The sequence below is a fragment of the Acinetobacter sp. YH12218 genome (assembly GCF_013417925.1).
GTDB lineage: Bacteria > Pseudomonadota > Gammaproteobacteria > Pseudomonadales > Moraxellaceae > Acinetobacter > Acinetobacter amyesii.
Window position 1 is genome coordinate 78,728 of the sequence record NZ_VPDB01000005.1, and the last position, 23,422, is coordinate 102,149.

General features: G+C 36.0%; 24 protein-coding genes and 3 pseudogenes. 16 read left to right on the forward strand and 11 right to left on the reverse strand.

The window, feature by feature from the left end; all coding sequences use genetic code 11:
• Positions 1-22: 22 nt before the first annotated feature.
• The 3 genes from FTV03_RS02575 to FTV03_RS02585 all read right to left on the reverse strand — a co-directional run bounded on the left by FTV03_RS02575 (position 23) and on the right by FTV03_RS02585 (position 2,663).
• Positions 23-958: an IS5 family transposase gene (locus FTV03_RS02575; RefSeq protein WP_180039809.1), complete on the reverse strand. Its 936-nt coding sequence runs from the start codon at positions 956-958 to the stop codon at positions 23-25.
• A gap of 68 nt (positions 959-1,026) precedes the next feature.
• Complete coding sequence (locus FTV03_RS02580) at positions 1,027-2,070, reverse strand: HNH endonuclease (protein WP_180039811.1); 1,044 nt, start codon at positions 2,068-2,070, stop codon at positions 1,027-1,029.
• Positions 2,071-2,072: 2 nt separating this feature from the next.
• Positions 2,073-2,663: a bifunctional 2-polyprenyl-6-hydroxyphenol methylase/3-demethylubiquinol 3-O-methyltransferase UbiG gene (locus FTV03_RS02585; RefSeq protein ID WP_180039813.1), complete on the reverse strand. Its 591-nt coding sequence runs from the start codon at positions 2,661-2,663 to the stop codon at positions 2,073-2,075.
• Positions 2,664-2,814: 151 nt separating this feature from the next.
• On the opposite strand from FTV03_RS02585, the gene FTV03_RS02590 reads away from it, so the two are divergent.
• The gene (locus tag FTV03_RS02590; protein ID WP_180039815.1) at positions 2,815-3,144 is read left to right on the forward strand and encodes a DUF4236 domain-containing protein; all 330 of its coding nucleotides are present in this window, start codon (positions 2,815-2,817) and stop codon (positions 3,142-3,144) included.
• Between the two features lie 99 nt (positions 3,145-3,243).
• Positions 3,244-3,558, forward strand: coding sequence for a hypothetical protein (locus tag FTV03_RS02595; RefSeq protein WP_004835523.1), 315 nt, complete (start codon positions 3,244-3,246; stop codon positions 3,556-3,558).
• 151 nt (positions 3,559-3,709) lie between these two features.
• Here the strand turns inward: FTV03_RS02595 and FTV03_RS17865 are convergent, their stop codons facing one another.
• On the reverse strand, positions 3,710-3,964 hold the full coding sequence (locus tag FTV03_RS17865; RefSeq protein ID WP_025469532.1) for an SAM-dependent methyltransferase: 255 nt from the start codon (positions 3,962-3,964) through the stop codon (positions 3,710-3,712).
• Positions 3,965-4,224: 260 nt separating this feature from the next.
• Here FTV03_RS17865 and FTV03_RS02605 point away from each other — a divergent pair, with 260 nt between their 5' ends.
• From FTV03_RS02605 to FTV03_RS02620, 4 genes and pseudogenes are all read left to right on the forward strand, one after another.
• On the forward strand, positions 4,225-4,899 hold the full coding sequence (locus FTV03_RS02605) for a hypothetical protein (protein ID WP_087013839.1): 675 nt from the start codon (positions 4,225-4,227) through the stop codon (positions 4,897-4,899).
• Positions 4,899-7,172, forward strand: a complete 2,274-nt coding sequence (locus tag FTV03_RS02610) for a hypothetical protein (RefSeq protein ID WP_180039835.1) — start codon at positions 4,899-4,901, stop codon at positions 7,170-7,172. Before FTV03_RS02605 ends, FTV03_RS02610 begins: the two co-directional genes overlap by 1 nt.
• On the forward strand, positions 7,156-10,389 hold the full coding sequence (locus tag FTV03_RS02615) for a site-specific integrase (protein ID WP_180039817.1): 3,234 nt from the start codon (positions 7,156-7,158) through the stop codon (positions 10,387-10,389). The genes FTV03_RS02610 and FTV03_RS02615 overlap by 17 nt, the downstream gene beginning before the upstream one ends.
• Positions 10,390-10,430: 41 nt before the next feature.
• Positions 10,431-10,595 (forward strand): annotated as a pseudogene (locus FTV03_RS02620) (IS3 family transposase); the annotation flags it as partial.
• 157 nt (positions 10,596-10,752) lie between these two features.
• Here FTV03_RS02620 and FTV03_RS02625 read toward each other — a convergent pair.
• Positions 10,753-11,271 (reverse strand): hypothetical protein, encoded by a 519-nt coding sequence (locus FTV03_RS02625; RefSeq protein WP_120402833.1) that lies wholly within the window; start codon positions 11,269-11,271, stop codon positions 10,753-10,755.
• 86 nt (positions 11,272-11,357) lie between these two features.
• Positions 11,358-12,005, reverse strand: a complete 648-nt coding sequence (locus tag FTV03_RS02630; RefSeq protein WP_180039819.1) for a hypothetical protein — start codon at positions 12,003-12,005, stop codon at positions 11,358-11,360.
• A 143-nt stretch (positions 12,006-12,148) separates the two neighbouring features.
• On the opposite strand from FTV03_RS02630, the gene FTV03_RS02635 reads away from it, so the two are divergent.
• Positions 12,149-12,406 (forward strand): helix-turn-helix domain-containing protein, encoded by a 258-nt coding sequence (locus FTV03_RS02635; protein WP_120368469.1) that lies wholly within the window; start codon positions 12,149-12,151, stop codon positions 12,404-12,406.
• A 225-nt stretch (positions 12,407-12,631) separates the two neighbouring features.
• The gene (locus tag FTV03_RS02640) at positions 12,632-12,970 is read left to right on the forward strand and encodes an antitoxin Xre-like helix-turn-helix domain-containing protein (RefSeq protein ID WP_180039821.1); all 339 of its coding nucleotides are present in this window, start codon (positions 12,632-12,634) and stop codon (positions 12,968-12,970) included.
• Positions 12,971-13,176: 206 nt separating this feature from the next.
• On the opposite strand, the gene FTV03_RS02645 is transcribed toward FTV03_RS02640, so the two are convergent.
• A complete protein-coding gene (locus tag FTV03_RS02645; protein ID WP_180039823.1) occupies positions 13,177-13,926 on the reverse strand; it encodes a hypothetical protein in 750 nt (249 codons plus the stop codon).
• Positions 13,927-13,989: 63 nt separating this feature from the next.
• Between FTV03_RS02645 and FTV03_RS02650 the strand changes: the two genes are divergently transcribed.
• On the forward strand, positions 13,990-15,084 hold the full coding sequence (locus tag FTV03_RS02650; protein WP_125268402.1) for a ComEC/Rec2 family competence protein: 1,095 nt from the start codon (positions 13,990-13,992) through the stop codon (positions 15,082-15,084).
• Between the two features lie 64 nt (positions 15,085-15,148).
• Here the strand turns inward: FTV03_RS02650 and FTV03_RS02655 are convergent, their stop codons facing one another.
• Positions 15,149-15,463: a BrnA antitoxin family protein gene (locus FTV03_RS02655; RefSeq protein ID WP_005098515.1), complete on the reverse strand. Its 315-nt coding sequence runs from the start codon at positions 15,461-15,463 to the stop codon at positions 15,149-15,151.
• Entirely contained in the window at positions 15,450-15,737 is a 288-nt protein-coding gene (locus tag FTV03_RS02660) for a BrnT family toxin (RefSeq protein WP_004884492.1), read from the reverse strand. The genes FTV03_RS02655 and FTV03_RS02660 overlap by 14 nt, the downstream gene beginning before the upstream one ends.
• Positions 15,738-15,897: 160 nt before the next feature.
• On the opposite strand from FTV03_RS02660, the pseudogene FTV03_RS02665 reads away from it, so the two are divergent.
• From FTV03_RS02665 to leuA, 3 genes and pseudogenes are all read left to right on the forward strand, one after another.
• Positions 15,898-17,062: pseudogene (locus tag FTV03_RS02665) on the forward strand (IS3 family transposase).
• Between the two features lie 232 nt (positions 17,063-17,294).
• Positions 17,295-18,059, forward strand: a complete 765-nt coding sequence (locus tag FTV03_RS02670) for a helix-turn-helix domain-containing protein (RefSeq protein WP_121523308.1) — start codon at positions 17,295-17,297, stop codon at positions 18,057-18,059.
• A 96-nt stretch (positions 18,060-18,155) separates the two neighbouring features.
• Positions 18,156-19,844, forward strand: coding sequence for a 2-isopropylmalate synthase (gene leuA / locus FTV03_RS02675; RefSeq protein ID WP_121523306.1), 1,689 nt, complete (start codon positions 18,156-18,158; stop codon positions 19,842-19,844).
• A 120-nt stretch (positions 19,845-19,964) separates the two neighbouring features.
• Here leuA and FTV03_RS02680 read toward each other — a convergent pair whose 3' ends face one another.
• A complete protein-coding gene (locus FTV03_RS02680) occupies positions 19,965-20,198 on the reverse strand; it encodes a DUF6500 family protein (RefSeq protein ID WP_111885980.1) in 234 nt (77 codons plus the stop codon).
• A 68-nt stretch (positions 20,199-20,266) separates the two neighbouring features.
• The gene (locus FTV03_RS02685; protein WP_104472901.1) at positions 20,267-20,608 is read right to left on the reverse strand and encodes a hypothetical protein; all 342 of its coding nucleotides are present in this window, start codon (positions 20,606-20,608) and stop codon (positions 20,267-20,269) included.
• Between the two features lie 465 nt (positions 20,609-21,073).
• Between FTV03_RS02685 and FTV03_RS02690 the strand changes: the two genes are divergently transcribed.
• From FTV03_RS02690 to FTV03_RS02705, 4 genes and pseudogenes are all read left to right on the forward strand, one after another.
• A complete protein-coding gene (locus FTV03_RS02690) occupies positions 21,074-21,334 on the forward strand; it encodes a helix-turn-helix domain-containing protein (RefSeq protein ID WP_121523304.1) in 261 nt (86 codons plus the stop codon).
• 877 nt (positions 21,335-22,211) lie between these two features.
• Positions 22,212-22,595, forward strand: a complete 384-nt coding sequence (locus FTV03_RS02695) for a transposase (protein ID WP_004828545.1) — start codon at positions 22,212-22,214, stop codon at positions 22,593-22,595.
• A complete protein-coding gene (tnpB, locus tag FTV03_RS02700; RefSeq protein WP_004828548.1) occupies positions 22,592-22,927 on the forward strand; it encodes an IS66 family insertion sequence element accessory protein TnpB in 336 nt (111 codons plus the stop codon). Before FTV03_RS02695 ends, tnpB begins: the two co-directional genes overlap by 4 nt.
• A 74-nt stretch (positions 22,928-23,001) precedes the next feature.
• Positions 23,002-23,422 (forward strand): annotated as a pseudogene (locus tag FTV03_RS02705) (IS66 family transposase); the annotation flags it as partial.

A 23,422-nucleotide genomic window follows, 5' to 3' on the forward strand; every position in this document is an offset into this window, starting at 1 on the left:
AGCTACCCTAAGTGAACCAAATTTAAGTGGCAACTTGGGTATGAGGACGCCCTAATTCTGTAAATCTGTTGAGTACTGCTACACGTGCATGAATCTCGTTCACCTGACTCGGAAAACGCCTAGCCATTAATTTATCACCTAATAACTTGATGCAATGCATCTTGGTTTCCACCAAACTTCGACGATGATAACCCGACCACTTTTTCCAAAGAGATCTTCCTAGCCGTTTGACTGTTTTCAATAACTCATTGCGCTCTATAGACCTTGCTTGTTGATCTTTCCAGGGCTTTGCATTCCTCCTTGGTGGAATGACCGCATGTGCATCTCGATCTATAATGACTTGTCGGCAGTGCTTTGTGTCATAAGCACCATCTGTATAGACTGAATCAATTTTCTCATCCAATGGGATTTGAGCAAGTAAATCATCTAACACTTGTGAGTCGCTGACATTATTTGTAGTGAGCTGTACAGCACGTATTTGCAAGGTTTCGGCATCTATAGCAATATGAAGCTTACGCCATTGGCGACGATATTCAGGCCCATGTTTCTTACATTTCCATTCGCCTTCACCTAGAAACTTCAAACCAGTAGAATCCACGAGTAGATGGAGACCATCGCTACTTTTTTGATAGCTAATCGCAATATCAATATACTTTTGCCTTCTGCATATAGTTGAATAATCCGGTGCTGTCCAATCTAATCCACAGAGTTTGATGAGGCTCTGAACAAAACCTGTGACCATACCTAAAGAGATTCGGAATAGAGATTTGATCATTAAGCAGCACTGAATAGCTGTATCAGAATAGGTTTGATTTCTTCCGTGTTTACCCTGTTGTTGAGCATACCATTGAGTAGAGGGATCAAACCAAATGGAAATATTTCCACGATTTATTAGAGCACGGTTATATGAGGACCAATTTGTTGTACGATAGATTTTTTTTGGAGCAGGCTTTTTCATTAGGGAATTATATTGCTGAAAAAGCTTTCAGTGGTATGTTTGTGCAACAAAGCCCTCCAGATATGGGACTAAACACCTAATATATGTTTATCTTTTCCACCTAGCCAGACTAAATATTCATTCTCTATTGCCTGCTTATACGCCCAGTCAGCAACCCGATGCGAACGTTGCAGATCGGTTAGAAAACCTAATTGAGAAATTTCCCGAACAATAGATTGATCATGTAGATAGTTCCGCTCCTGCCACTGTTGCAGAAATTGTTCTGACGCCAAATAATTACTTTTTTGTGAGTTGCACTTTTCATCCGCCAGGACAAAATTATGTCCGGTATCGGCAGGATATAATGACCATGGAATAAAATGATCCACGGCATATTTTGAATTTTTTAGGCTTTTGCCACAGTAAAAACACTGGCATTGCTGTACGTCAATTAAGAAGTCCGCGACCTTCCCCAGTTGATTGCGACTTGGGGCAAACATGAATTCATCTAGATCAGGCAAACCATCCAGTACCACTAGGTTCTGCTTGTTTAGCCGAACAAAATCAATCCAGCGCTTCTGGCACAACTCTTCAATGATTTCACTAAATTGTCTTAAGCAATACATCACCTTGGGCAACAGCTTGAGGGACTGTTTGGAATCTTCAAGACTATAGAGAAACTCTATGGTTTGACCATTCAAATTCTGCAAATACACCACCGGCATTTGCTTTACCGTTGTTGCAACTGCTCGCTTCAACCTGTTCCAGTAAAGTACATCCTTTCTCAACGCGGCCAAGGTCTTGAATTGTTGCTGTGCTTTCTGGATTTCACTGATGATCTTTGCCTGCTTACCAGTGCTTTGATGAATAGTAAAAGGCTCATACTGGTTAAACTGAAACGGCAGTGACTGTTTCCAGTATAAGTCAATAAACTTTTCAGCAATATCCTGATATTCTAAATGCAAGGCAGCACCGGTATCTTGACCCTGTTCAATCGCCAGACGCGTGATACTTATCAGCAAAGCAAACTTATATGTCGAAGTAAAAGTCCCTGACTGCAAAATCTGCTGAATATGCTTTAAGAATTTCAACTGTTCTTGAGGGGTTGGTATTTCGGCTATACTGAATAACATATCTAAGCCTGCACTTTTCTAATCAGAATATTCATCCACTCTTCTGTACGCTCTGGACGTTTATCTACAGTAATCCATTGTTGTAACAGTAAAGCCTGATCTATTTGTTTGAGTAAGTCATGAGCTTGCTGTTCATTCAAGTCAGTAAAGCTACGCCCCTCTATCTCACGGTCTGTATTGCCATACTTAAAAGACATGTAACACACACCATTTAGCTTTAATGCTTTGAATATAAGCCCCAGCACTTCAGTTAGGCGATCTCTTTCACAATGTAAAAGAGATGCACAAGCCCAAATACCATCGTATTTATTATTCTCAGCTAGGTCATAAAAACTTTGCTGACGTACTTCAATATTGGTCAGCTCCCTGGCCTTTTTAACCAGCTCGGCAGAATAATCAATTGCCTCAACTTGATAGCCTTTTTTCTTAAATGCCAAAGTGTCCCGCCCCGAGCCACAGCCCAAATCTAGGATCAATGCCTGTTCCGGCAAATATCTTAGAAATGGTACGTAAAGACTTTCCATCTCAACCTGATAGGTATTTTCAAAAAATGCTTGAGCATGTTGATTGTAATAATTTGATGTTTGATTCATTGTCTAAAAGCCAATATCTTATGTTAAAGAACATACTGATATTTCACTAGATAAGTCAAATGATCAGTCCTATGAATGAATCAAGCTCTTATTTCACTGTATCCGGACAACTGAGATAGAAACCAAACTGGTTCTTGTAAATGGAAAAAATATGGGCTTCAGATTTCGCAAGAGTATTAAAATATTACCAGGATTAAAAATCAATCTGACGCATAAAGGCATCAGCAGTGCAAGCATTGGCAAACCTGGTACTTCTTTAAATATTGGCAAAAAAGGCACCCGAACCAGCGTTGGTATTCCAGGCACAGGCCTATCCTATTCCAAGCACCAACCCTATAAGAACAGAGCTGGCAACCAAGAGAATCCTGCTCAGGAACAACAACCACTCTATACATCACATACTGAGAAACCCAAATCGAATGTCTGGATTTGGGTAATTTTTGGATTATTTTGTTTTATTGTCGGGGCAATTATTTTTTGAATTTAGCCATTCTTTGTACCCCATAATATCCACTGCTAGGCAAAATTTAATTCATTCATTACTATGGACGGATGTTAAATACAATAAAGGCTGCCGCTGATGTCTGATAATGACAGTACTCTGGATTATGATGAAAATGATTTAATCGACTCTCCCTTATCTCAAGTTTTACAAGAGGATAATGAGCAAATTGAAATTCTAATTTATCGATTACCTGATAGTGACTGGACACTGGAAGTGGTAAACCAAAATGGTACTTCTACGGTATGGGATGAAACATTCCCATCAGATCAGGAAGCTCTATCTGTCGCTTTAGATGGAATTAAAGCCGCAGGCGGTATTCAAGCCTTTTCCGAACTCAGTGACCTCGAAGCAAAGAACAATATTTTTCCTGAATCCCTTACTCGCCATTAAAAATGAAGCTGCTGGCTTGGATCTGAATCAGTATTTTCTGGATTCTTAGAACCTGTCGCGATGATAGGTTCACTTCAACCCAAACCCATCTAAGGTTGAGGGGTCAAAATTTTCATCAAACATAAACTCATCTGCTCGCTTTTTTTTAATGTCAAGGCCGAATCTGCGACGCAGAAAAACTCAACTGATTAACCTTAACTCCTGTGAGCTCTCGCACCTTAACTACCAGCTCAGCCGAATCATCTATTACATCAACTTGATACCCTCTATTTTTGAAATACAAAGTGTCACCACCCGACCCACAGCCCAAGTACAAAATCTTTAATTGTGTAGGTAAATACTTAAAAAGGTTCGTACAAACTCTACATGTCAACTCGGTATGTATTATCAAAAAAAATTTGAGCATTATTATTGTAATAATCAGCTGTACTCATCCCTAACCTATTCATTCTAATCAGCTATGTGAACATCATAATAGAAACATGATATTTTTTGCCAACTCACAAATATAGCTAACTAATAGTGAGTATCCACTCGAGGAGGAAAATTTGAAACTTTCAATAATAAATAAACTTTAAAAACAAGAAAAAAATGATGCCTCCTGCCATATTCAAAAACTCTAAATATACGTGAATATTACTGTATTATTTTTATTCAATAGCACACATGGATTTGACATCTGAACTACTTTTAAAGTTTCCAGCAACACGGATAAGTACTCTAAAAAATTTCAAAAAAAGCAGAATCATCATTCATCCACGTGCTTATGGTTTCAACCTGTGCTACTTAAATATGTTTAAAAGTCTCGCTGCAGATTTAGATATTTCTAATCGTATAAAAGAGCTCCATGTGTGGAAAACCTCAGAATTTGATGGCTACACCATTCTCAATAATATTCAATTATATATTAGCTATTTAAAGCAGGATATTAAGGAGGTTTCGTTAGTTATTCATCAACAACCAAATTTTTCAGATGAGGAATTAGCATTTCTCATAGAGTTATGCAGTCGTGAATTTATTCAATTCATCAAAACTTCAAAATTTGATATTCGGTCGTTAAATCCACGAAAAACATTGCATTTAATTAACACACATCTTTCACGTCAAACACTATTAACCATTAACAAAGAATCATCTTTAAAGCCACATCATCAAATGAGTCTGGAATTGCTAGCACAACTACTTTCATGTTCACGAAATCAACTGAATCAGCGGATTAAAAATATTAATCAACAGCGCACACATATTATTAATGAATTATCACTCAACAGCAGATGTGTAAAAGAACTCGTTGATCACTCTGATAGTTGCCTAAGTACAGAAAAAATTTGGAGATCATAGTGTCGAACGATCTAAACGAGCATATTGATTTGCCAGTTATTTCATTGCAAAAAATGCTTGAAAAACTGTTTGGCGATGAGCAATTTGAGCGTGCCAAACATATTAATTTTGTGGCTAAACTATTGTTTTCTCAACAGGCTGACAATTTTTTGGTTGGTCTCAATCTCGATTACTTTGATATCGATGTAGAGTTTGATTCGCAGCTGCCGACACCACCGGTAATCGCTTTCACTAAAAAAGTTAAGATTAGTGATTTACCCATTACGTCATATATCAATTCAATTGCGCAATTACCTGAATCGCAGACCCATGCAAAAAATTGGAATATTCTAGTTTTGAAAGCGGCCATTTATTTAATTGCTCTTCCTGAGCTCAAGCCAGATCTTTTTAAACAAGCACACACAGAACACTTCAATACCGTAAAGCGCTTATTTCAGCGTTTTAGAACTGCAAATAAAAACTTAGATACTGAAAAAAAATATCAAAATACAGAAGAGTATCAACGTCTCTGGAGTACCTATCTTCAAGATCCAACACAGAGCTTAGAACAATTTATTCAACATCTGATCACATTAGATACGGATGAATTGCCTGAGTTTGATCGCAATCTACTCAATGATATTCGCATTACTTTTAACTACGTTTTAAAAAACAAAGCGAAGATTGCACGTGCAAGTATCGATACACAGCTTCAACATCAGTTTCTTGATGAAGAACAATTCATTGAAGAAAGTATCGAAATCAAAAAAGGGGGGAAATCTAAAGCACTAAATATAGAAACCTTAATTGATGAGCCTGTTGATCGACAGATAATTGTTGATCCAATTAACATTACACCACTCGCAGCACATTCAGAAACGAGTCAAAGCTATGTTCTACCGCTTGTTGCAAAACATATTCAACGCAAAGAACATTTACTCACGTCGAGTAGTTTTTTTCCGAATCCATCTAGCGTGAACCATCTACTGAAAAGACTTCATGTGGACTACTCTGAACATCAAAATAAAAGTGCTTTGATCCTAATGCTCGCATTTTTGACCGGTAATAGTGTGAATGAGTGGCTATATATACAAAGCAAGCGAGCTAAAAACTTAAATAACCGCCAAAAAATGATCAATAAAAATGATCAATTCTTCTTAAGCAGTAAATTTAATGTATTTGAGAACCGTGATTTTGAGTATTCAGACAGCTTGCTCAATCAGACGATCTATTTAGACATTCCAATCCCTAATCTATTCATTGAGGATCTCCGCAAAATGGATTCGGTTAGTTTCGATGATATACAACAATATTTACGCAAATTAAGACAAGAATTATTGATTCCAAAACTGTCTGTCGTAAAGGTGAGTTCTCTACTGCATCATACGGTTCTTGCAAAAACAGGGAATAAACAACTCGCAGATTTAATCACAGGGATTGATGCCAATCAGTCATCATCTGTTTCTTATTGTCATCAGAATATCCTACGATTACATGCACAATATATTGATATTCTAAAATCACTTTGTGCAGATGTAGCAAGCACATATGAAAGCTGTGTACGTTCGCTCCCTGATTCAATAACTCATTTTGGTAGTCGTAAAGCTCCAAAACCACAGGTCATTACAGAGATTTTTGCTGTATTGAAATTTAATATTTTTTCACAAGCCGAAGATGATCTAATTTCAATCTTTAATCATTATAATATCTGGCTATGGCATATCCTCCTTCTTTTTACAGCAGCACGCCCCGTTGCTGAATTCCCTGGATTTCTTAAAAACTTTAATTTAAAACGCCAAATTTTGATGGTTTCAGACAAAGAAGTAGGCGGCCGCAATGGATTCGGACGCCTCATTCCGCTTTGTCCATTTCTAGTTGAAGAAATAAAAAAATTCCTTAATTTTTTAAAATATTTTTCAACTCAAATCATGATGAGTCAACCAGCTTTAAGCGATGTCATACAACGAATCAAAACGAGTAAGCTCCCCCTCTTGGGGATCATCCAAAACAATGATTGGATACCGCTAAGCCCATCTTTAGTAAAAAACTTTCATCCCGAATTAGGTCTTGATCATGCTAACTGGCATCGCCACACAGCTCGTGCTTTTTTAACTCATAAAATTACCGAACCTGAGATTTTAGCTCTCTTTGGGCATGAACTCATGCAACAAGAAGCAGCACATCCTTTTTCCAGTTTATCCCTATCTCAATTTTCTAAAATTGCGAATGTTTTAGAGCAAATGAAAGATCAATTTAAAATTAGCGGGATTGAAGTAAATGTCATCATTCAATAAAAAAATCCAAAAAAAACGCTATGCTGAAGATAGACGTCAACTTCAACGTAATGAATTAGAAAAGACTCTACGAGCTGATGCAGAACAAGAGCTCCGACAATACTTTGATGAACAAAAATTCTCAACTGAGGACTTAATTCAAGCTTATCCTGCGATTTATGAGTTTATTAAACGTAAAGCACCAAATTTGGCTTGGAAAAAATATGCACATGAATTCTTCCGAACATATATCAAAGACCTCAATAAGAGCAATAACCTAGACTTCCCATTACCGTATCTCACCTTTGAGATGAAACGCGATGAACCAATTTTCACTTTGGATTGGATCCAGGCCGGTCATGAAATTGACATCATTATAGAAAAACTTTGGGATTATTGGATTCTTGCTCAAGATAGTTCCGCTTTTTCTAATAATGAAATTATTGGGAATATTTTGCTCTGCTCAATCCTGTATGGCGGGCTCAGTCAAACAGCATCATTAAATGCATTACTTGAACATTTAAAAAACCCGGCAAAGATTCAAAAAATTTGCGATTTAAACATCATCTTTTTAGAGCCTTTATCACAGAGTTATGGTGATTTATTTATTGATGAAAAAACGATACGAAAATCACGTAATTTTGTTCCAGATCAACTCACACGACTGTGGCTCATTCATTTCAACAGCAGACAAATTCGTGACATCAGTCTAAATGTGAATACATATCTGCTCCAAATTTTTCAAAAAATTAATCACCCATATACCAGCAAGACTTTTAAATTTTTACGTGACTATTCAAACTTTAATTGGCTACAACTACAGAATGCAGATATTGATCCTGCCCTCTCACAATGTTTGTTAGAAAACACTCTCACGTGTGGTTTATCAGAACATGAGTTTGAAAACTTTGCTCTCCCAAAATTTAAAACTCAATTAACTGATGAAGTCGAACAAAATGTCTCTTCTACAGCCAAAGCCCTACCAGATTTCAATACGCCTGAAGCAGTAGAAAATGTGATATTTATTCATAAAAACTTGCTGAGAATTATTCGTACATCATCAACGGATCAACCTATTGCTGAACTCATTATTGATTTTTTCTTGCGTCACCAAAAGCAATTTAATGAGTTTTCTAAACGCATTGTGTTATGGCTCATCAGCCTCTACCGACCGAGTTTAAAGCAAATAAATGAACTCTCAGCCACCTTTAATTTTGATGCTGCTAAATACACTAGGTCATTTCCAGAAAATCAAAAACTAGCGGATAGTTCAATCTATACCTACTACACACGAATCGCAGAGCCCTTTTTAACTCATGCCTTACAGTACAGTGATGTCGACGAAGAGGTTAATGACCTGCTCTCAAAAATCTATCAACAAATTATTAGCAATACACGCCTTGCTGATGAGGTAGATCAATCTGAGGTTAAAAAATCCAAAGACCAAACCATCCATATGCTGAAACGCTTTCACACCTTCCAACAAATTGTTTTTCAAGCAGACGATTTTGGGCTTGAATTTATTGCATCACAAAGTAGACCGCGTGCACGTATCATTGGGCACACAGCCTTCCAAGTTATATTAAAGAAGTTAGATCAGCTATTACATGACCAATTCATCTCAAACCATCACTATAAATTATTAAAAATCATTTATATTTTGGCCTATCGTACTGGTATGCGTATTAACGAAATACTTGGATTACGTGTAAAAGATATCGAAGGTTTAGATCAATTTTCTATTTGGGTTCAGCCTTACGGTTCAAAAAAACAAGGGAATCAACATCTGCTCAAAACGGATAGTGCAGAACGGATTGTGCCTGCCTACGCTTTACTTAAAGATGAGGAATACCAATTTTTTAGCGATTTTGTTGCTGAAAAACGTTTAGAGAATAAGAAAAGTTTATATTTATTCAGCAACTTGAATGAAAATAAAAAACTGAATAAACACACTGTCACTGTACCTTTAAAGTTGATATTGAATCAGGTCTTTAAAGAACATCATTATTCATTTCACTCTTTTCGTCACACTGCAGCAAATCATTTATCGCTTTTACTCAATTGTGAATATGCACCACTTGTGCAAGAGCTGATTGACTATAGTAAAGATGAATATCAAAAAATTCGAGCTGAACTACTTCAAAATCAAAATGGTCAGAACCATTGGTTTGTAATCGCACATATTTTAGGGCATATAGAACCCGTTGAAACTTTCAAAAGTTATATTCACTTAAGTTATCTCATTGCTGGTCAAAAGCTACTTAAACATCATCCAGATATGCCAAATGAGCTAGCTAAAAAAATCATGGGCCACAATGCAACGTTTAAAAATTTAGCCATTTCAAAGGATGAAAAAGACTTTAATTTTGATAAAAATCAGAGTGCTCTAGCCACAATATTATTGAATGATCAAACCAACTGGCTCGAAAGTAATGCAACTGACATTTTGAATGAACTCTCCTTACAATCACAGCAACCACATGATTTCTTTGCTTACTTTGCTGGGACAGAAGACTCGAAAATTTCGCTGAAACGCTTCTATGAAACCCTAAATCAGTTAGAAATTCACAATGATCCTCAATTTGTCTCTCAAAAAATGTGTTTATCTGAAGAGCTCGTCCATCATTGGTATGAAAATGCTTTAAATTTAGCTGCTATCAAATCACAAAAAGGGAATCCACGTTTATTTAGTATTGCCAGTTCAACTCAATTAAAGCCAGCAATGATTGATACTGCTGAAGAGCTTCACGCTATGACTTACTTTTTTGAACAGCTACAGAAAATAACTCGTAAAAATCCGACACAAATTGAGTTCGTCCTGAATTTATTTTTAAGTCGAGTTACCGCTTCACACACCGGTATCCATTACCGCTGGAAGGATATCGATCAACTCGAATATTTTTACTCCCAAGTTAAAACTTTATTTCCTGCCAAATTTTGGCATTTACTTGGACAAGATTTACTTACCAATCTAGATGCTAAAAAACAGCCTCAACTTTTCAAATTAGCAAAAGCATCAACAGATAAACACCCGTCGACACAAGAGGATTTTCCTCGTTTACAACTCTATTCAGTTAAAGATGGTCATGCACTTGCTGCATTTAAATTTTGCTTACATCTAGCCTGTATTGGCCGTCCAAAATCTATTCAGCTTAATAAGTTAGATGACATGATTCCTGATACTGTACATAAACCGCTAGCTGTATTACAGCAACAGGAGCTTCTAGAAGCTGATTAGATCACTAATCCATCCAATATTTACCATGAATGTTTCGAAGCTCTGCCTTAGATGAAACAGTACATGGCCTGTATAAAACGGAGGTGATTGAATATTTAAAATCTGATTGGAATAGTTTGGCTCATGTAGAGTTTGCTACTTTGAATTGGGTTGATTGGTCCAATAAAAGGTTATACAGTGCAATTGGCTATGTATCACTTTTTTAGTTTGAGGTATCTAATGATTGGTTTTCATACTTCATATTCAATTTCTTAAATTGTACTTATTAATCATTACAATACTGAAAAAAAGCAAAAGTTATTAAAATGGCTTTCGCTTAACAATAATGGGATCGAACTAAAAGATCAGCTCAATCGATTCTCTTTATCCATTTATAATTGCGTTAAATCTTGCAATCCATGATTGGGCATCATGAGAGTTTGCCGCAAAAAACTTGAACATAGGCTGCTCTGCATTATTCGTATTCACAACGATAGAATAGTGATTTCGTGAGATCTCTCTTCCGTCAGAACGCTGAATTGTATTTGTCTGTGTTTCTATACTCCAGCTGCGAATGTCGCTCAAATCAAAAATTATAATGCCTGTTATCGTTTGGGCTGTAAAAGCAATTTTCCGCTGCACAGTATCAATCACTACGCCTGTCGCTGAATAATTGTCATTAAAACCATCCGCCTTCAAATAACTCAATTTGTGCTTATGCAGTCTTTTGGGCAATATATTGCTGATATATACCCTTCGAATCGGATAATAAATTAAAAATGAAATAACTAAATATAAGAAACCCACAAAGTAAAATAAGATATCTGCCTTCATTCCAGCATATGCCTTGAAAGCAAATAGCGTAACCAGAAAAAATATAAAATAGCCAAGTAAACTCTGCATAGAAGACCAAGGCTGCTTCACTGAAACCGTTTTTATTACACAGGACATAACATAAAACTTTTAAAATAGATTATTAAAGAAGATTTTTATTGATTAGCTAAACCATCATAACCACTAAGATTTGGCACTTTTGTCAGCAATTTACAGCCTTGAAATGCCCCCTTATAATTCTTTATATATAAAGAAGCCAGAGAGAAACTTTCATTTCTTTCCTGAATATCTCCATATACGCCATAACTACATTTTTTATTGCCAATCCCTCTGTCCGTTATAATTACAGTGAGTTCATTGATATTTGGAACAGCAAAAACTTGTGCTCTTATGTCCTTTTCGTTGGATACTGTTTCAAGTAAAACAGACCAACTATCATCATTATCTCCTGGCGGCTCAGTGATCTCAGCAGGAGATTCTATATCAAAGAAACGTCCATCAAATGGAGACGCTTTAAATGCCTTAATAACTCTATCCCTGAAAAACTGATCATGAGCATATAGTTCACTAAATGAAAAATTACATCCTGAAGGAAGACTCATATTTCCATCATCACTAATAATTAAATTATCTAAACATTTCTTAGAAACCATTTTTTTCAGACTACTTGTCTTGTTTTTACTAGGCTTTACTTCAGGTGCTATGCCTGCATAAGCATTACCACTTACATGAAGTGCCAAAGTCATACTAGATAGCAACAGTAAATTTTTAACGCCCTGTTTCCCTTTATTAAATTTCCCCATTTCAGCCCTCTTTTTTTGATATATGAATTTATTTCCTTAAATAAAATTATCTGTATTAAGGATAAAAATTACATATTATTAATGTATTAGTGAAGTTTGCACCCAAAACAGGTGCATCCTAACACGCACCTATTATAGGTGCAATGAATAATATTACTTTATCAATTCACTCAGATGAGTATGTTTGGCTGCGTAAGCTTTTCATTCAAAAGAGAAATGAACTCGGACTTTCCCAAAGGGCGCTGGCAGAGCGTTTAGGCATCATTTATTCATTTGTTGGGAAAGTGGAAACAGGTGATCGAAAATTAGATATTTTTGAATTTATTCATTATTGTGAAGCTTTAGAATTAGATGCGAATGAAATTGTCAGCCAACTCATTTTATTAAAAAATAAAAGCTAAAATTATTTCATTTTTTTATATGGCCCCCTATAACTTGCCGTTAATCCTATAATTCTTAACACCCCCTGCACTCTCCCAACCTAATCATATATTCTTTTTAAACAAATTAAAAAATGGAGATTTGCAATTCAATTACAAATACCACGCTCAAAATTTTTCACTACCGTCAGTACGAATTATGTAGTAGAACCTAAAGAGCGCTTTGTAATACGGATAATCGAACAAATGACTAATAGCGAAAAGGTCTTAGCTAAAGCTGTTTTAGCAACAGCCAAAAAAATGGGGCTAACATATGATCAGCTTGCCATGATTCTTGGTATAGATTTATCAAGAACCAATATAGATTGCAGCAAACTTTCATTATTACAAAAAGAAATTGCTCTAAAACTTATACGTATAACAGTTGCTCTAGATTCTCTTATAGGTGGAGATATATCAATGATGCAACACTTTATGAAATCTCCAAATAAAATAACAAAAGGCATTCCATTGGATCAAATCCAGAATATTTCTGAGCTTGAGATTGTTTTACAATTTGTAGAAGGCCTCCAAGCTAAACCATAATATATGCAAGGCTTCATTACTTATAAACTTGAGTTATGGCCCGATCTAATTATTCAAGTGCAAGATATAAGAAACATCCTTTCTCAAGATAAGTATTCTAAAAGCGGTCATTTCAATTTTGGGCTTACACTTAAATTTCGCATAAGAGATTTTATGTTAAATAGATTCTTTTAAAAAGGATCTATTGTTTATTATTTTGGCTAGGATCAGACTTTATAGGTTAGGTCTATTAACGTCTTTGCATAGTTAATTGCTGCTCTACGTAAGTTATTTTTATTAATAATTAAACTCCAATACAAAGGCATTAAAAGACTAACTACTAAAGTTAGCCATAAAGCCATTTTAACTTTTTTTATAAAAATACCGAGTTGATGAAAATCTTTTAAAGAACTTTCATAATTGAGGAAAAATAAAGCAACTAAAATTATGAATGAGATTAAGCATATCAATAGCGCTATCCATTTTAATCCCAAACTATTTCTCATGAATCCATAGGTAATATTTTCATTAAGTAATATTTTTTCATCTCTAGTTCTTCCTCTTAACCAAGTCATAGTTTCACTGTACACATTGTCAGCCATATTTGGATCAGCAATTTCTTCTTGAGGAGAAGGCATAGTGAAAGGTGACTTTTGTGTAAGTAGCTCATGAATCTTATCTTTTTTTACTTTATTTAAAGAATTATCACTATGTCTCATAAGTTCGGTTGAGGGTAAAACTTTCCAATCAACTAATGAGTTTTTTTCTACTTTTTTGCCCATATATCTTGCAACATTTGATAGTAGAAATACCATCAAAAATCCGATAAGAACACCAACGATGACATTGGATATTAAAAATTTATTCCAGTCAAAATAAGATGCTATAAGAGCTAATAATGGTAATCCAGCAATACAGGCTGGCAAGAATCGTGCTTTTAATGTGTATTCATCAAAATAGCCAAATAAGTCTTTCATTTTTAATTGAAATTCAAAAAAGTATCCTCATCTATTCTAACAGAATGATTTGAGTACTTAATAATGATTACAAGTTATGAGATAGAATTTTTACCTGTTGGGAATGGTGAAAAGAGTGGTGATTGTATTCTCTTCCATTATTTTGAAGACGGAATAGAAAAAATTATTGCTTATGATGGTGGAACCAGAAAATCTGGTGAAGCTATGGTTGCACATATTAAAAAATATTATGGGACACATAAAATTGATTATTTAATCAATTCACATCCTGATGGTGACCATGTTTCTGGGTTAATTTATGTCTTAGAAAATATGGACGTTGGGGAAGTTTGGATTCATCAGCCTTGGAAATATAGTGATGAGATTTTAGATCTATTCCATGATGGACGTATGACAGCGAATAGTCTTAGTGAACGTATGAAAGAGAAACTAAGAATGGCTCATTGCGTATATGAACTGGCTGAAGAAAAATCTATTCCTATATATGAACCTTATGCTGGTGCTCAGATAGGACCATTTACGGTTTTGTCTCCTGATAAAGAATGGTACATAAACACATTAGTACCAGACTTTTCAAAAACGCCAACTAAAGCAAAATTAGTAATTGAGAAATTTGTTGATAGTCTGGAAAGCTTCGCTGAAACCGTTAAAAACATACTACGTGAAGCATGGAATGAAGAGAATTTACCTAATAATGTTGAAACATCAGCAGAAAATGATAGTAGTGTAATTTTATATGCGGATATCTTAAATAAAGGAATTCTACTTACTGGTGACAGTGGTGTGAAGGCATTAACTAAAGCTGCTGAATATGCTGAAAATCATGGCTTGCAAATTCAGGAATACATTAAATTTGTGCAAGTTCCACATCATGGTAGCCGCCGAAATGTTTCCACAGAATCATTAGATCGTTTAATTGGTAGTGCTTCAGGTTCTGAACCTAGTATTTTTCAAAAAACGGCCCTTGTTTCAGCTTCTCCTGGTTCTAAAAAACATCCGAGAGATAGAGTTGTAAATGCTTTTATGCGTAGAGGTTTTAAAGTTATAGCTACTAAAGGGAGTATAAAACGACACTATCATGGAATGCCTGAACGAACTGGTTGGACCTCAGCAAGCCCATTAGAGTTTTCTTATGAAGTAGATGATACGGATAATTAAGTTTTTTGAAACTAACATGATACACTTTATACAAGGTTAAAAATGGGAGCTTAAGCTCCCATTTTTACTGATGATTTTTTAATTCTTTTAGCATGGCATCCCGCAAAATTTCATTCATTCGTGTTTGATAGCCTTTGCCTTGAGCTTTAAACCATGCAAGTACATCAGCATCTAAACGAATGGAAGTCTGTTGCTTCACTGGGCGATAGAATTGATTATGGCGTACAGCATTGCTCCAGTCGGTAATTTCAGGCATATCTGAGAGATCTAGCTGATCGTCAGGAACCGTTCCCTTAGCAAGCAAGCGTTGAATTTCAGCATCTTGCTTGTCGCTGAATTTTTCATTCAGTTCTTTGCGTGAGTATCTAACCATGCTCATATCTATCTCGCTCCGCCTTAGTGACTTGTCTTGCACTAATGATTCGTATGATTTCACAGTCATCTTCATCAAAGATGGTGTGAGCTACTAACAGCATTAGTACGCCTTTTACTTTTCCAATGGTTTGCCAACGTTCTTCACCATCGGTATGTCTGTCCTGGATTGAGATCCTTAATGGATCATCAAAAACAAGGCTTGCCGTTTCGAAAGAGACATCGTGTTTTTTCTGATTCTTTCGATTCTTTGCCTCATCCCATTCGAAATACTGTTCCATAAAAAGCATTCAAATTTGTATATACAATAATGTATCACAAAATTGTATCACTCAAGTTGAGAAGCGTAATTTTTAGTCAAAATTATTGGCAAGAACTGAATAGCCACCGATTTTGTAGACACTCTTTAGTTAGATAAAATGGCTAATTAACGAGGTGTTTATGAGCAGTAGCAAACGATATCCTGAAGAATTCAAAATTGAAGCAGTAAAGCAAGTGACTGAAAAAGGTCATAGTGTGGCTGAAGTGGCTTCACGTTTAGGTACAACTACACATAGTCTTTATGCATGGATTAAACGTTATGATCCACAGGAACCTAAAATCACAGAATATGGTGACCCACTTGCAGAATTGGTAAAGTTAAAAAAAGAACTACAACGAGTCACTGAAGAAAGGGACATATTAAAAAAGGCCGCGGTGTACTTCGCAAGCCAGTCCAAATGAGGTACGCCTTTATTCAGGACAATCAGCATATATGGCCTGTCCGTCGTTTGTGTTCAACTTTAGATGTTCATCACAGCGGCTATTACGCATGGTTAAAGCAACCCATCAGTGAGACGGCTAAGGAACGGCAACAGCTTTCAGGTCTCATTAAACAGTTCTGGTTGGAATCTGGTGGTGTCTACGGCTATCGCAAGATTCATTGTGATTTGAAAGATGTTGGCGAAAGTTGTGGGATCAATCGAGTACATCGAATCATGAAGGCGAATGGTCTTAAATCGCAACGTGGCTACCGTAAACCTAGAGCTCACGCTGGCACTCCAGCTGTCGTTGCCGCAAATACTTTAGACCGACAGTTTAACCCGACTCATCCCAACCAGTTGTGGGTGACTGACATCACCTATATTCGTACTCATGAGGGATGGTTATATCTTGCGGTGGTTATTGATTTGTTTTCACGTCTTGTTGTTGGCTGGTCGATGAAATCCCGAATCACAACAGATCTGGTTTTAGATGCATTATTAATGGCCTTGTGGCGAAGGAATCCAAGGAACAAGGTGCTGATCCATTCTGACCAAGGCAGTCAATACACCAGTCATGAATGGCAGACATTTCTCAAGCATCATAATCTTGAAAGCAGTATGAGCCGACGACTTGCGCAGTATACTGCTCATGCCATGATAATGCTGTTGCTGAGAGTTTCTTTCAGTTGTTAAAGCGAGAGAGAATCAGGAAGAAAATATATGCATCAAGATCTGAAGCAAGATCGGATATCTTTGAATATATTGAGATGTTCTACAATTCAAAACGCAGACATGGTTCCAATGGTCAGCGTTCTCCATTAGATTATGAAAAGTCCCATCAAAAGATGGTTATATGTGTCTAGAATTTTGGTGGCTATTCAAACTATCAAAATTGCTCAAAAAGAAACCGACTTGTTTCAAAATCGGCTTTTTGTGCATTTTTTGGCTAGAGCTAAATTTTTAAGTGATTGATATTTCAATTAATATACAAGTGTACTTCGTATAATCGCCATTATGTTAAATGGGAATTATCTTTAATGATTTATTCTTTATCAATCATATAAAATAGTTCTTCAAGCTTAAGAGATACTCATAGTGCATTATTCTCATGGTCAGCTTAATTATCCCGTTTATGCTTATGCACAGTCGTATAGTGATGGGTATGTAGAAGGCACTCATCAACATGACAGAATCCAGTTACTACATACTCTTTCTGGAGTCATTCATGTTCGAACATCAGAAGGAATATGGGTCATCCCTCCATCTAAAGGTATTTGGATACCTGAAAACAAAAGACATTCAATCAAGATATTTGGTAATGTTGAGGCTCGAGGAATATTTGTTGATCCCTTTGCCCGTGCTGATTTCAATACGCAATGTAGTGTTGTTGCTATTCCAAAACTTCTGTCAGAACTTATTAATCAGGCTGTACAGATAAAAGAAGAAATTTTACCTCACACTAGAAACGAACGGCTTCTGGAACTCATATTAGATGAGTTACGCTTTTTAGAAGAAATTCCATTTCGGTTGCCGGAAGCAAAGTCAGAGATACTCAAAGAAATTTGTGAAAACATCAAAGCAGATCTCTCCGCAACCAACTACTTAGAGATGGTTGCCGAACAGCATGCTTTAAGCTCTAAAACACTTTCAAGGCTTTTCCAGAAAGAACTCAATATGAATTTTAGTGTATGGCTGAAGCAAGCAAAATTACTGCAAGCCTTAACTGATTTGGAAATGAGAAAGCCGATATTAAATATTGCTTTAGATTTAGGATATGAAAGTCCTAGTGCTTTTTCCTACATGTTTAAAAGACAAATGGGAATGACACCCACTGAATATATAAAAAGAAAATCGATATAAATAATGTCTTATTCTCAATAGTATTTGTCTTTGAATCGAAAGAAAGACAAGAAATGATGATTCATGATGATGTGATTAAAGTCATAGGAGCACATCATGTTAACTCATCCTCAAAACAAATATCGTCCATTCGATTTTTTTGATTTTACTGATAGAACATGGCCAGGTAAAAAAAATACTCACCCTCCTGTTTGGTGTTCTACTGATTTAAGAGACGGTAATCAGGCATTGGCCAATCCTATGGATCACGATAGGAAACTTAAATTTTTCCAAATGCTTGTTGAATGTGGATTCAAACAAATTGAGGTTGCGTTCCCTGCGGCATCGGAAACTGATTTTAATTTTGTTCGTTACCTAATCGAACATGATCAGATTCCAAATGATGTTTGTATCCAGGTTATGACTCAAGCCCGACCAGACCTAATTGAAAGAACCTTTGAGTCCCTGATGGGAGCAAAGCAAGCGATTGTTCATGTTTACAATGCCACGGCAGAAGTATTCCGCAGAATTGTCTTTCAAAAGTCTAAACAGGAAGTTATTGAACTAGCTGTTGCTTCAACAAAACAGGTGAAATCTCTATGTGAGCAATATCCAGAAACCAAATGGACTTATGAATATTCTCCGGAGACTTTTTGCTTTACCGAAATTGAGTTTGCGTTAGAAATTTGTGAAGCCGTAGCTGAAGTTTGGGCTCCAAGTCCTAATAATCCAATGATTATTAATTTGCCCACTACCGTTGAAGTAAGTACACCAAACATTTTTGCTGATCAGATTGAATATTTTTGTAAAAATTTCACTAAACGAGAACAGGTTTGTATCAGTGTGCACCCCCATAATGATAGGGGGACAGGCGTTGCAACTGCTGAATTAGCATTGCTTGCAGGTGCAGACCGTGTTGAGGGCTGTCTATTTGGTAATGGTGAACGTACAGGAAACGTTGATCTTGTGAATATTGCTTTGAATATGTACACACAAGGCATTTATCCTGAACTTGATTTTTCTGACATCAAGAAAGTGGCAGAGATCGTGAAAGAATGTAATGAACTTCCGATTCACCCACGGCATCCTTATGTAGGCGAATTAGTATTTACAGCTTTTTCAGGTAGTCATCAGGATGCAATTAAAAAAGGTTTTAAAGCAAGAAATACTCAAGATCATTCATTTTGGGAAGTTCCATATCTGCCTATAGATCCAGCTGATTTAGGATGCAGTTATGAGGCTGTAATTCGTGTAAATAGTCAATCTGGTAAAAGTGGTGCCGCTTGGATATTGCAGCAAAATCATGGCATAGATTTACCCCTAAACTTACAAAAAGATTTTAGCCAAATCGTGCAAAAGGTGACAGATAACAATAAAAAAGAGTTATCTCATGCTGAAATTTGGACAGTATTTAGAAAAGAATATGGAATCAGCTCTAATGAAAGTAATTTTAAACTTGCACATTATCAATCAAGTAAAAAAGATGATGTTTATGAAGTTAAAATATCTATTGAGTTAAAAGGTGAGATTATCAATCTTGTAGGCTGTGGAAATGGGTTGTTATCTGCATCAGTCAATGCTTTAAATATGAAATGGCCTTTTAAAATGACTATCGCTGAATATTCAGAACATACTTTGGGTAAGCATAGTGGTAGCCGGTCTATTAGTTATATTCGTTGTATAGACTATAAAGGAAATACATTTTGGGGAATTGCAATTGATACTGATATTGCAACCGGATCGATTCAAGCTCTATTGAATGCGTTTTCTAAGTCTTACAAATTTAATTATTTAGAAAGTCTATAATTAACATAATACGGATTATACGAAGTTGAAAGTTTGAGACTATATCCTTAATTTTTATGTATTTTTCAAAAATTAAAACCTAGGCACTGGCCTAGGTTTTTTTATTTCGTATAACAGCCATTATGTTAAGTTAAGCGAAGATTCACTTAAAACAAGAGCTTTAATTTTTACAGCTTTTTCGAAATGATCTAATTTATGTTGCATGATCCACCAATTAGCTGCTTCCATTAAAAGCTCAGGATTATCATTTTTATTCTTGAAAAAGGCATAGAAAGATAAACCTACGCTATCTCCTTTCTTCTCAATTTTCTCATTACATCCATGAATAAATATTTCTCTTAACTCTTTTCTCATGTTTTTAACTTTCTCTAAAATTAATTACGAAGCCCCGATCTAAGATCAGGGCTTTATTTATTTCTACCTTACATTTCAACAAGTATTGATTCGCCTGTAGAACAGTCTCCATTACGCCATTGCCAGTTTTCAATTAACTTAATTTTTCCATTGGCTTGGATCTCAATCTCAGTATTACATTCACCTATACGTAATTCATTCATCTCATTGATGTGGTGGTATGCCATCGTGAAAGTTTTTTCAGAAGTCATGAAACCTAGTAAATGTCCATTGGTAATACTGCCACCAGAATAGGTAGCTTCTATACGCTCACCTACTTGGTAATAATTAAAAATAGTCTCGTGAGATACTTCTCCATTAGATGTATTTTTAGCATTTACAAATTTTTTATTATTTAGATTTAAGTTCATTTCTACTCTTTAATTTCCCTAAAATTAACATAATACACGTTATACGAAATTCTTGAAATTTTCCTATAAGAATCAATATCTTAGTCAAAGCCGTTCCAGGGTTCAGCGCACTGGAACGGCTTTTTTGTGATTTTTCACGTTCCACGCCTATTCTTTAATCAAAGTTCCACATCTTTGTGTAGTTTCATTTAACCCTAAAGCAGAAAAAAATGTCCAGATAAAACAAGAATAGATGTCCAAGTAATTATTGATTTTGCATCAAGAGACAGGTTAGCCTAATTCTAAAAAGTATTGAAAATACTATACACATATGAGCTCCATTCAAATAATTTAAGGCAAAATCGAACCTTATTAATTCAATAATATTCAAAAATCACTATAAAAAGTTTGCTATATAGCGAATATTTGCCATAATTTATAAAAAGTTCGCTATATAGCAAATAAATTTCTAAGGTTAAAATTGATATGGCTACAAGAGAAGAAATAGGTAAAGAAATACGTTTGGCAAGAAAAGCTCTGGGCTATACACAGAAAAATCTTTCAGAAAAAACGAACATCAATAAAACAACGATTTCAGAAATAGAAAATGGCCACTTTACAGGCTCATTTAGCACATTTGAATGTGTACTTAATGCAGTAGGCCTGCAATTTGAAGTGGATAAAAAGAAGTATAAATTTCCGCAGTGGGATGAAATTGAAACAATGTTTGCGGAAGATGATGAATAAAAGTTTAGCGGCTTAGATTATCAATCAAAGTACAACAAAGATGAATTTTTAGATAAGAAAGTAGAAAGGCTATATTTATACGTCTTACGCCAAAAGGCCAAACAGAAACCGTAGCCTCAGGCAACACCCCTCTCATCATAAAATTATACCAGTCAGTAAAACACTCTTAGATTAAGCATATTAATGTTGGTTATTATTGTTGATTATCACAATAAATTAGTGACCAAAAATCAAAGTACCCCACCCTACCTTAAATTACACCACACAAAATAAAAACTCTATATAACTGTTATATATAGATTTTATTAACATACCAATTATGTTATTTAGTGTATTTTATGTCGGTGACTCTTGCCAAGGTTGGGGTCGGGAGTTCGAGTCTCCTTTCCCGCTCCAAATTCAAAAAGCCCTCATCGAAATATGGGGGCTTTTTTTATGACTAATTTTATTCATTTTTTGAAAACCTCCTACTACTAGCTACTCGAAAATTAGGATTATTCTTTAAATATACGAGACAAAATAACATCCCTTGATTTGATAATATGTGATGAAACACCGTGTATCAAATAAATTACATGACTCTCTTACTCCCTATAATTAAGGTGACGAATTAAGCATAAAAAGGGACTTTAAAAGTTGAATGCGATCTACGTTTTAGAATTTGTGAAAAACTATGATTAGTGTAGTTAATTACTTATTAAAATTTTAGATATTGATCATTATTTTTTCAAAAAAAACCAAAGCCTAAGCTTTGGTTTTTTAGTAAATTGTATGTCAATTATTTTTGATCAGTAAGCGTCCGCTGAACACACCTTCTGAATTCATCCTATAAGCCTTAATTTAGTCCCCACTTAGAAACAAGTGGGGACTTAAATTTATGACTACAAATCATCAGACATCCATCGCATCTCTTGCGAAAAAACGAAGAACATACAGTGCTGAATTTAAACAGCAGATCGTTCAGGCTTGTAAAGCACCGGACGTTTCAATTGCTTCAGTCGCTTTGCAACATGGATTGAATACAAATCTTGTATCCAAATGGATTCGCTTAATTGATGCTAAGCCAGGGAGTGATCGCTCACCACTACCGAATAAACCTGCATTTATTGCCTTATCTTGCTCTGCACCATTAGATCCTACTCCTACTGACATGTTAAAAGTTCAAATTACTTTACCCCACTCAAAAGCAGAAATTGGCTTGAAATGGCAAGTATCAGAAATACCTGCCTTGGCAGAATTACTCAAGGTGCTGGCAACATGATCCGTATCGATGAAATCTGGCTTTCTACCCAACCTCTGGATATGCGAGCAGGGATGGATACTGTCATGGCTCAGGTGGTGAGAGCCTTTGGCTACATTAAACCGCATTGTGCTTACCTGTTCTGTAATAAACGTGGCCATCGCATGAAAGTGCTGGTACATGATGGACTGGGCATCTGGCTGTGTGCCCGGCGGCTGGAACAGGGAAAATTCCACTGGGCTAAAGTTCACCAGGGTGAAAGCGTAGCTCTCAACCCGGAACAGTTACAGGCATTAATCCAGGGTTTGCCTTGGCAGCGCATTGGACGACAGCAGGTGGTCACGATGCTCTAAACCAAGCTCGGCTATTCTGCCATCCTCCAAACGTTCTATTTCATTCTTCTCATGACCTCAGGCATACTGCGGTCATGAATACGCTGCCAGATTTAAGCCAACTGACCCATGAACAACTGCTGGAATTCACCCGGCAGTTGGCGATGCAGCATCAACAACTCGCAGAAGGTAAACAACAATTAGATGCTCAAGTTCAACATCTGGAAGTATCAAATCAACAATTAGATGCCAAAGTTCAACATCTTGAAGTCACCAATCAGCAATTAGATTCTAAAGTTCAGCATCTTTCTATTCTCAATCAAAAATACGAGCATGAACTGGCGCTGTTTAAACAGCACAAATTCGGTAGTAAAAACGAACATCTCACCGCAAAACAAATCCATCTGTGGGATGAGGCGGTCGAAGAAGATATCGCAGCAGTCGATCTGGAACTGGAGCGGCTAAATGCAGATAAAACTGATGCAGCAACACAGAAAGCCACAGTCAACAAACCTA

Excerpts from the sequence above, each read along its gene's own strand:
- FTV03_RS02575 (WP_180039809.1), bottom strand. The coding sequence starts at position 958 with ATGAAAAAGCCTGCTCCAAAAAAAATCTATCGTACAACAAATTGGTCC.
- FTV03_RS02580 (WP_180039811.1), bottom strand. The coding sequence starts at position 2,070 with ATGTTATTCAGTATAGCCGAAATACCAACCCCTCAAGAACAGTTGAAA.
- FTV03_RS02585 (WP_180039813.1), bottom strand. The coding sequence starts at position 2,663 with ATGAATCAAACATCAAATTATTACAATCAACATGCTCAAGCATTTTTT.
- FTV03_RS02590 (WP_180039815.1), top strand. The coding sequence starts at position 2,815 with ATGGGCTTCAGATTTCGCAAGAGTATTAAAATATTACCAGGATTAAAA.
- FTV03_RS02595 (WP_004835523.1), top strand. The coding sequence starts at position 3,244 with ATGTCTGATAATGACAGTACTCTGGATTATGATGAAAATGATTTAATC.
- FTV03_RS17865 (WP_025469532.1), bottom strand. The coding sequence starts at position 3,964 with ATGCTCAAATTTTTTTTGATAATACATACCGAGTTGACATGTAGAGTT.
- FTV03_RS02605 (WP_087013839.1), top strand. The coding sequence starts at position 4,225 with ATGGATTTGACATCTGAACTACTTTTAAAGTTTCCAGCAACACGGATA.
- FTV03_RS02615 (WP_180039817.1), top strand. The coding sequence starts at position 7,156 with ATGTCATCATTCAATAAAAAAATCCAAAAAAAACGCTATGCTGAAGAT.
- FTV03_RS02625 (WP_120402833.1), bottom strand. The coding sequence starts at position 11,271 with ATGCAGAGTTTACTTGGCTATTTTATATTTTTTCTGGTTACGCTATTT.
- FTV03_RS02630 (WP_180039819.1), bottom strand. The coding sequence starts at position 12,005 with ATGGGGAAATTTAATAAAGGGAAACAGGGCGTTAAAAATTTACTGTTG.
- FTV03_RS02635 (WP_120368469.1), top strand. The coding sequence starts at position 12,149 with ATGAATAATATTACTTTATCAATTCACTCAGATGAGTATGTTTGGCTG.
- FTV03_RS02640 (WP_180039821.1), top strand. The coding sequence starts at position 12,632 with ATGACTAATAGCGAAAAGGTCTTAGCTAAAGCTGTTTTAGCAACAGCC.
- FTV03_RS02645 (WP_180039823.1), bottom strand. The coding sequence starts at position 13,926 with ATGAAAGACTTATTTGGCTATTTTGATGAATACACATTAAAAGCACGA.
- FTV03_RS02650 (WP_125268402.1), top strand. The coding sequence starts at position 13,990 with ATGATTACAAGTTATGAGATAGAATTTTTACCTGTTGGGAATGGTGAA.
- FTV03_RS02655 (WP_005098515.1), bottom strand. The coding sequence starts at position 15,463 with ATGAGCATGGTTAGATACTCACGCAAAGAACTGAATGAAAAATTCAGC.
- FTV03_RS02660 (WP_004884492.1), bottom strand. The coding sequence starts at position 15,737 with ATGGAACAGTATTTCGAATGGGATGAGGCAAAGAATCGAAAGAATCAG.
- leuA (WP_121523306.1), top strand. The coding sequence starts at position 18,156 with ATGTTAACTCATCCTCAAAACAAATATCGTCCATTCGATTTTTTTGAT.
- FTV03_RS02680 (WP_111885980.1), bottom strand. The coding sequence starts at position 20,198 with ATGAGAAAAGAGTTAAGAGAAATATTTATTCATGGATGTAATGAGAAA.
- FTV03_RS02685 (WP_104472901.1), bottom strand. The coding sequence starts at position 20,608 with ATGAACTTAAATCTAAATAATAAAAAATTTGTAAATGCTAAAAATACA.
- FTV03_RS02690 (WP_121523304.1), top strand. The coding sequence starts at position 21,074 with ATGGCTACAAGAGAAGAAATAGGTAAAGAAATACGTTTGGCAAGAAAA.
- FTV03_RS02695 (WP_004828545.1), top strand. The coding sequence starts at position 22,212 with ATGACTACAAATCATCAGACATCCATCGCATCTCTTGCGAAAAAACGA.
- tnpB (WP_004828548.1), top strand. The coding sequence starts at position 22,592 with ATGATCCGTATCGATGAAATCTGGCTTTCTACCCAACCTCTGGATATG.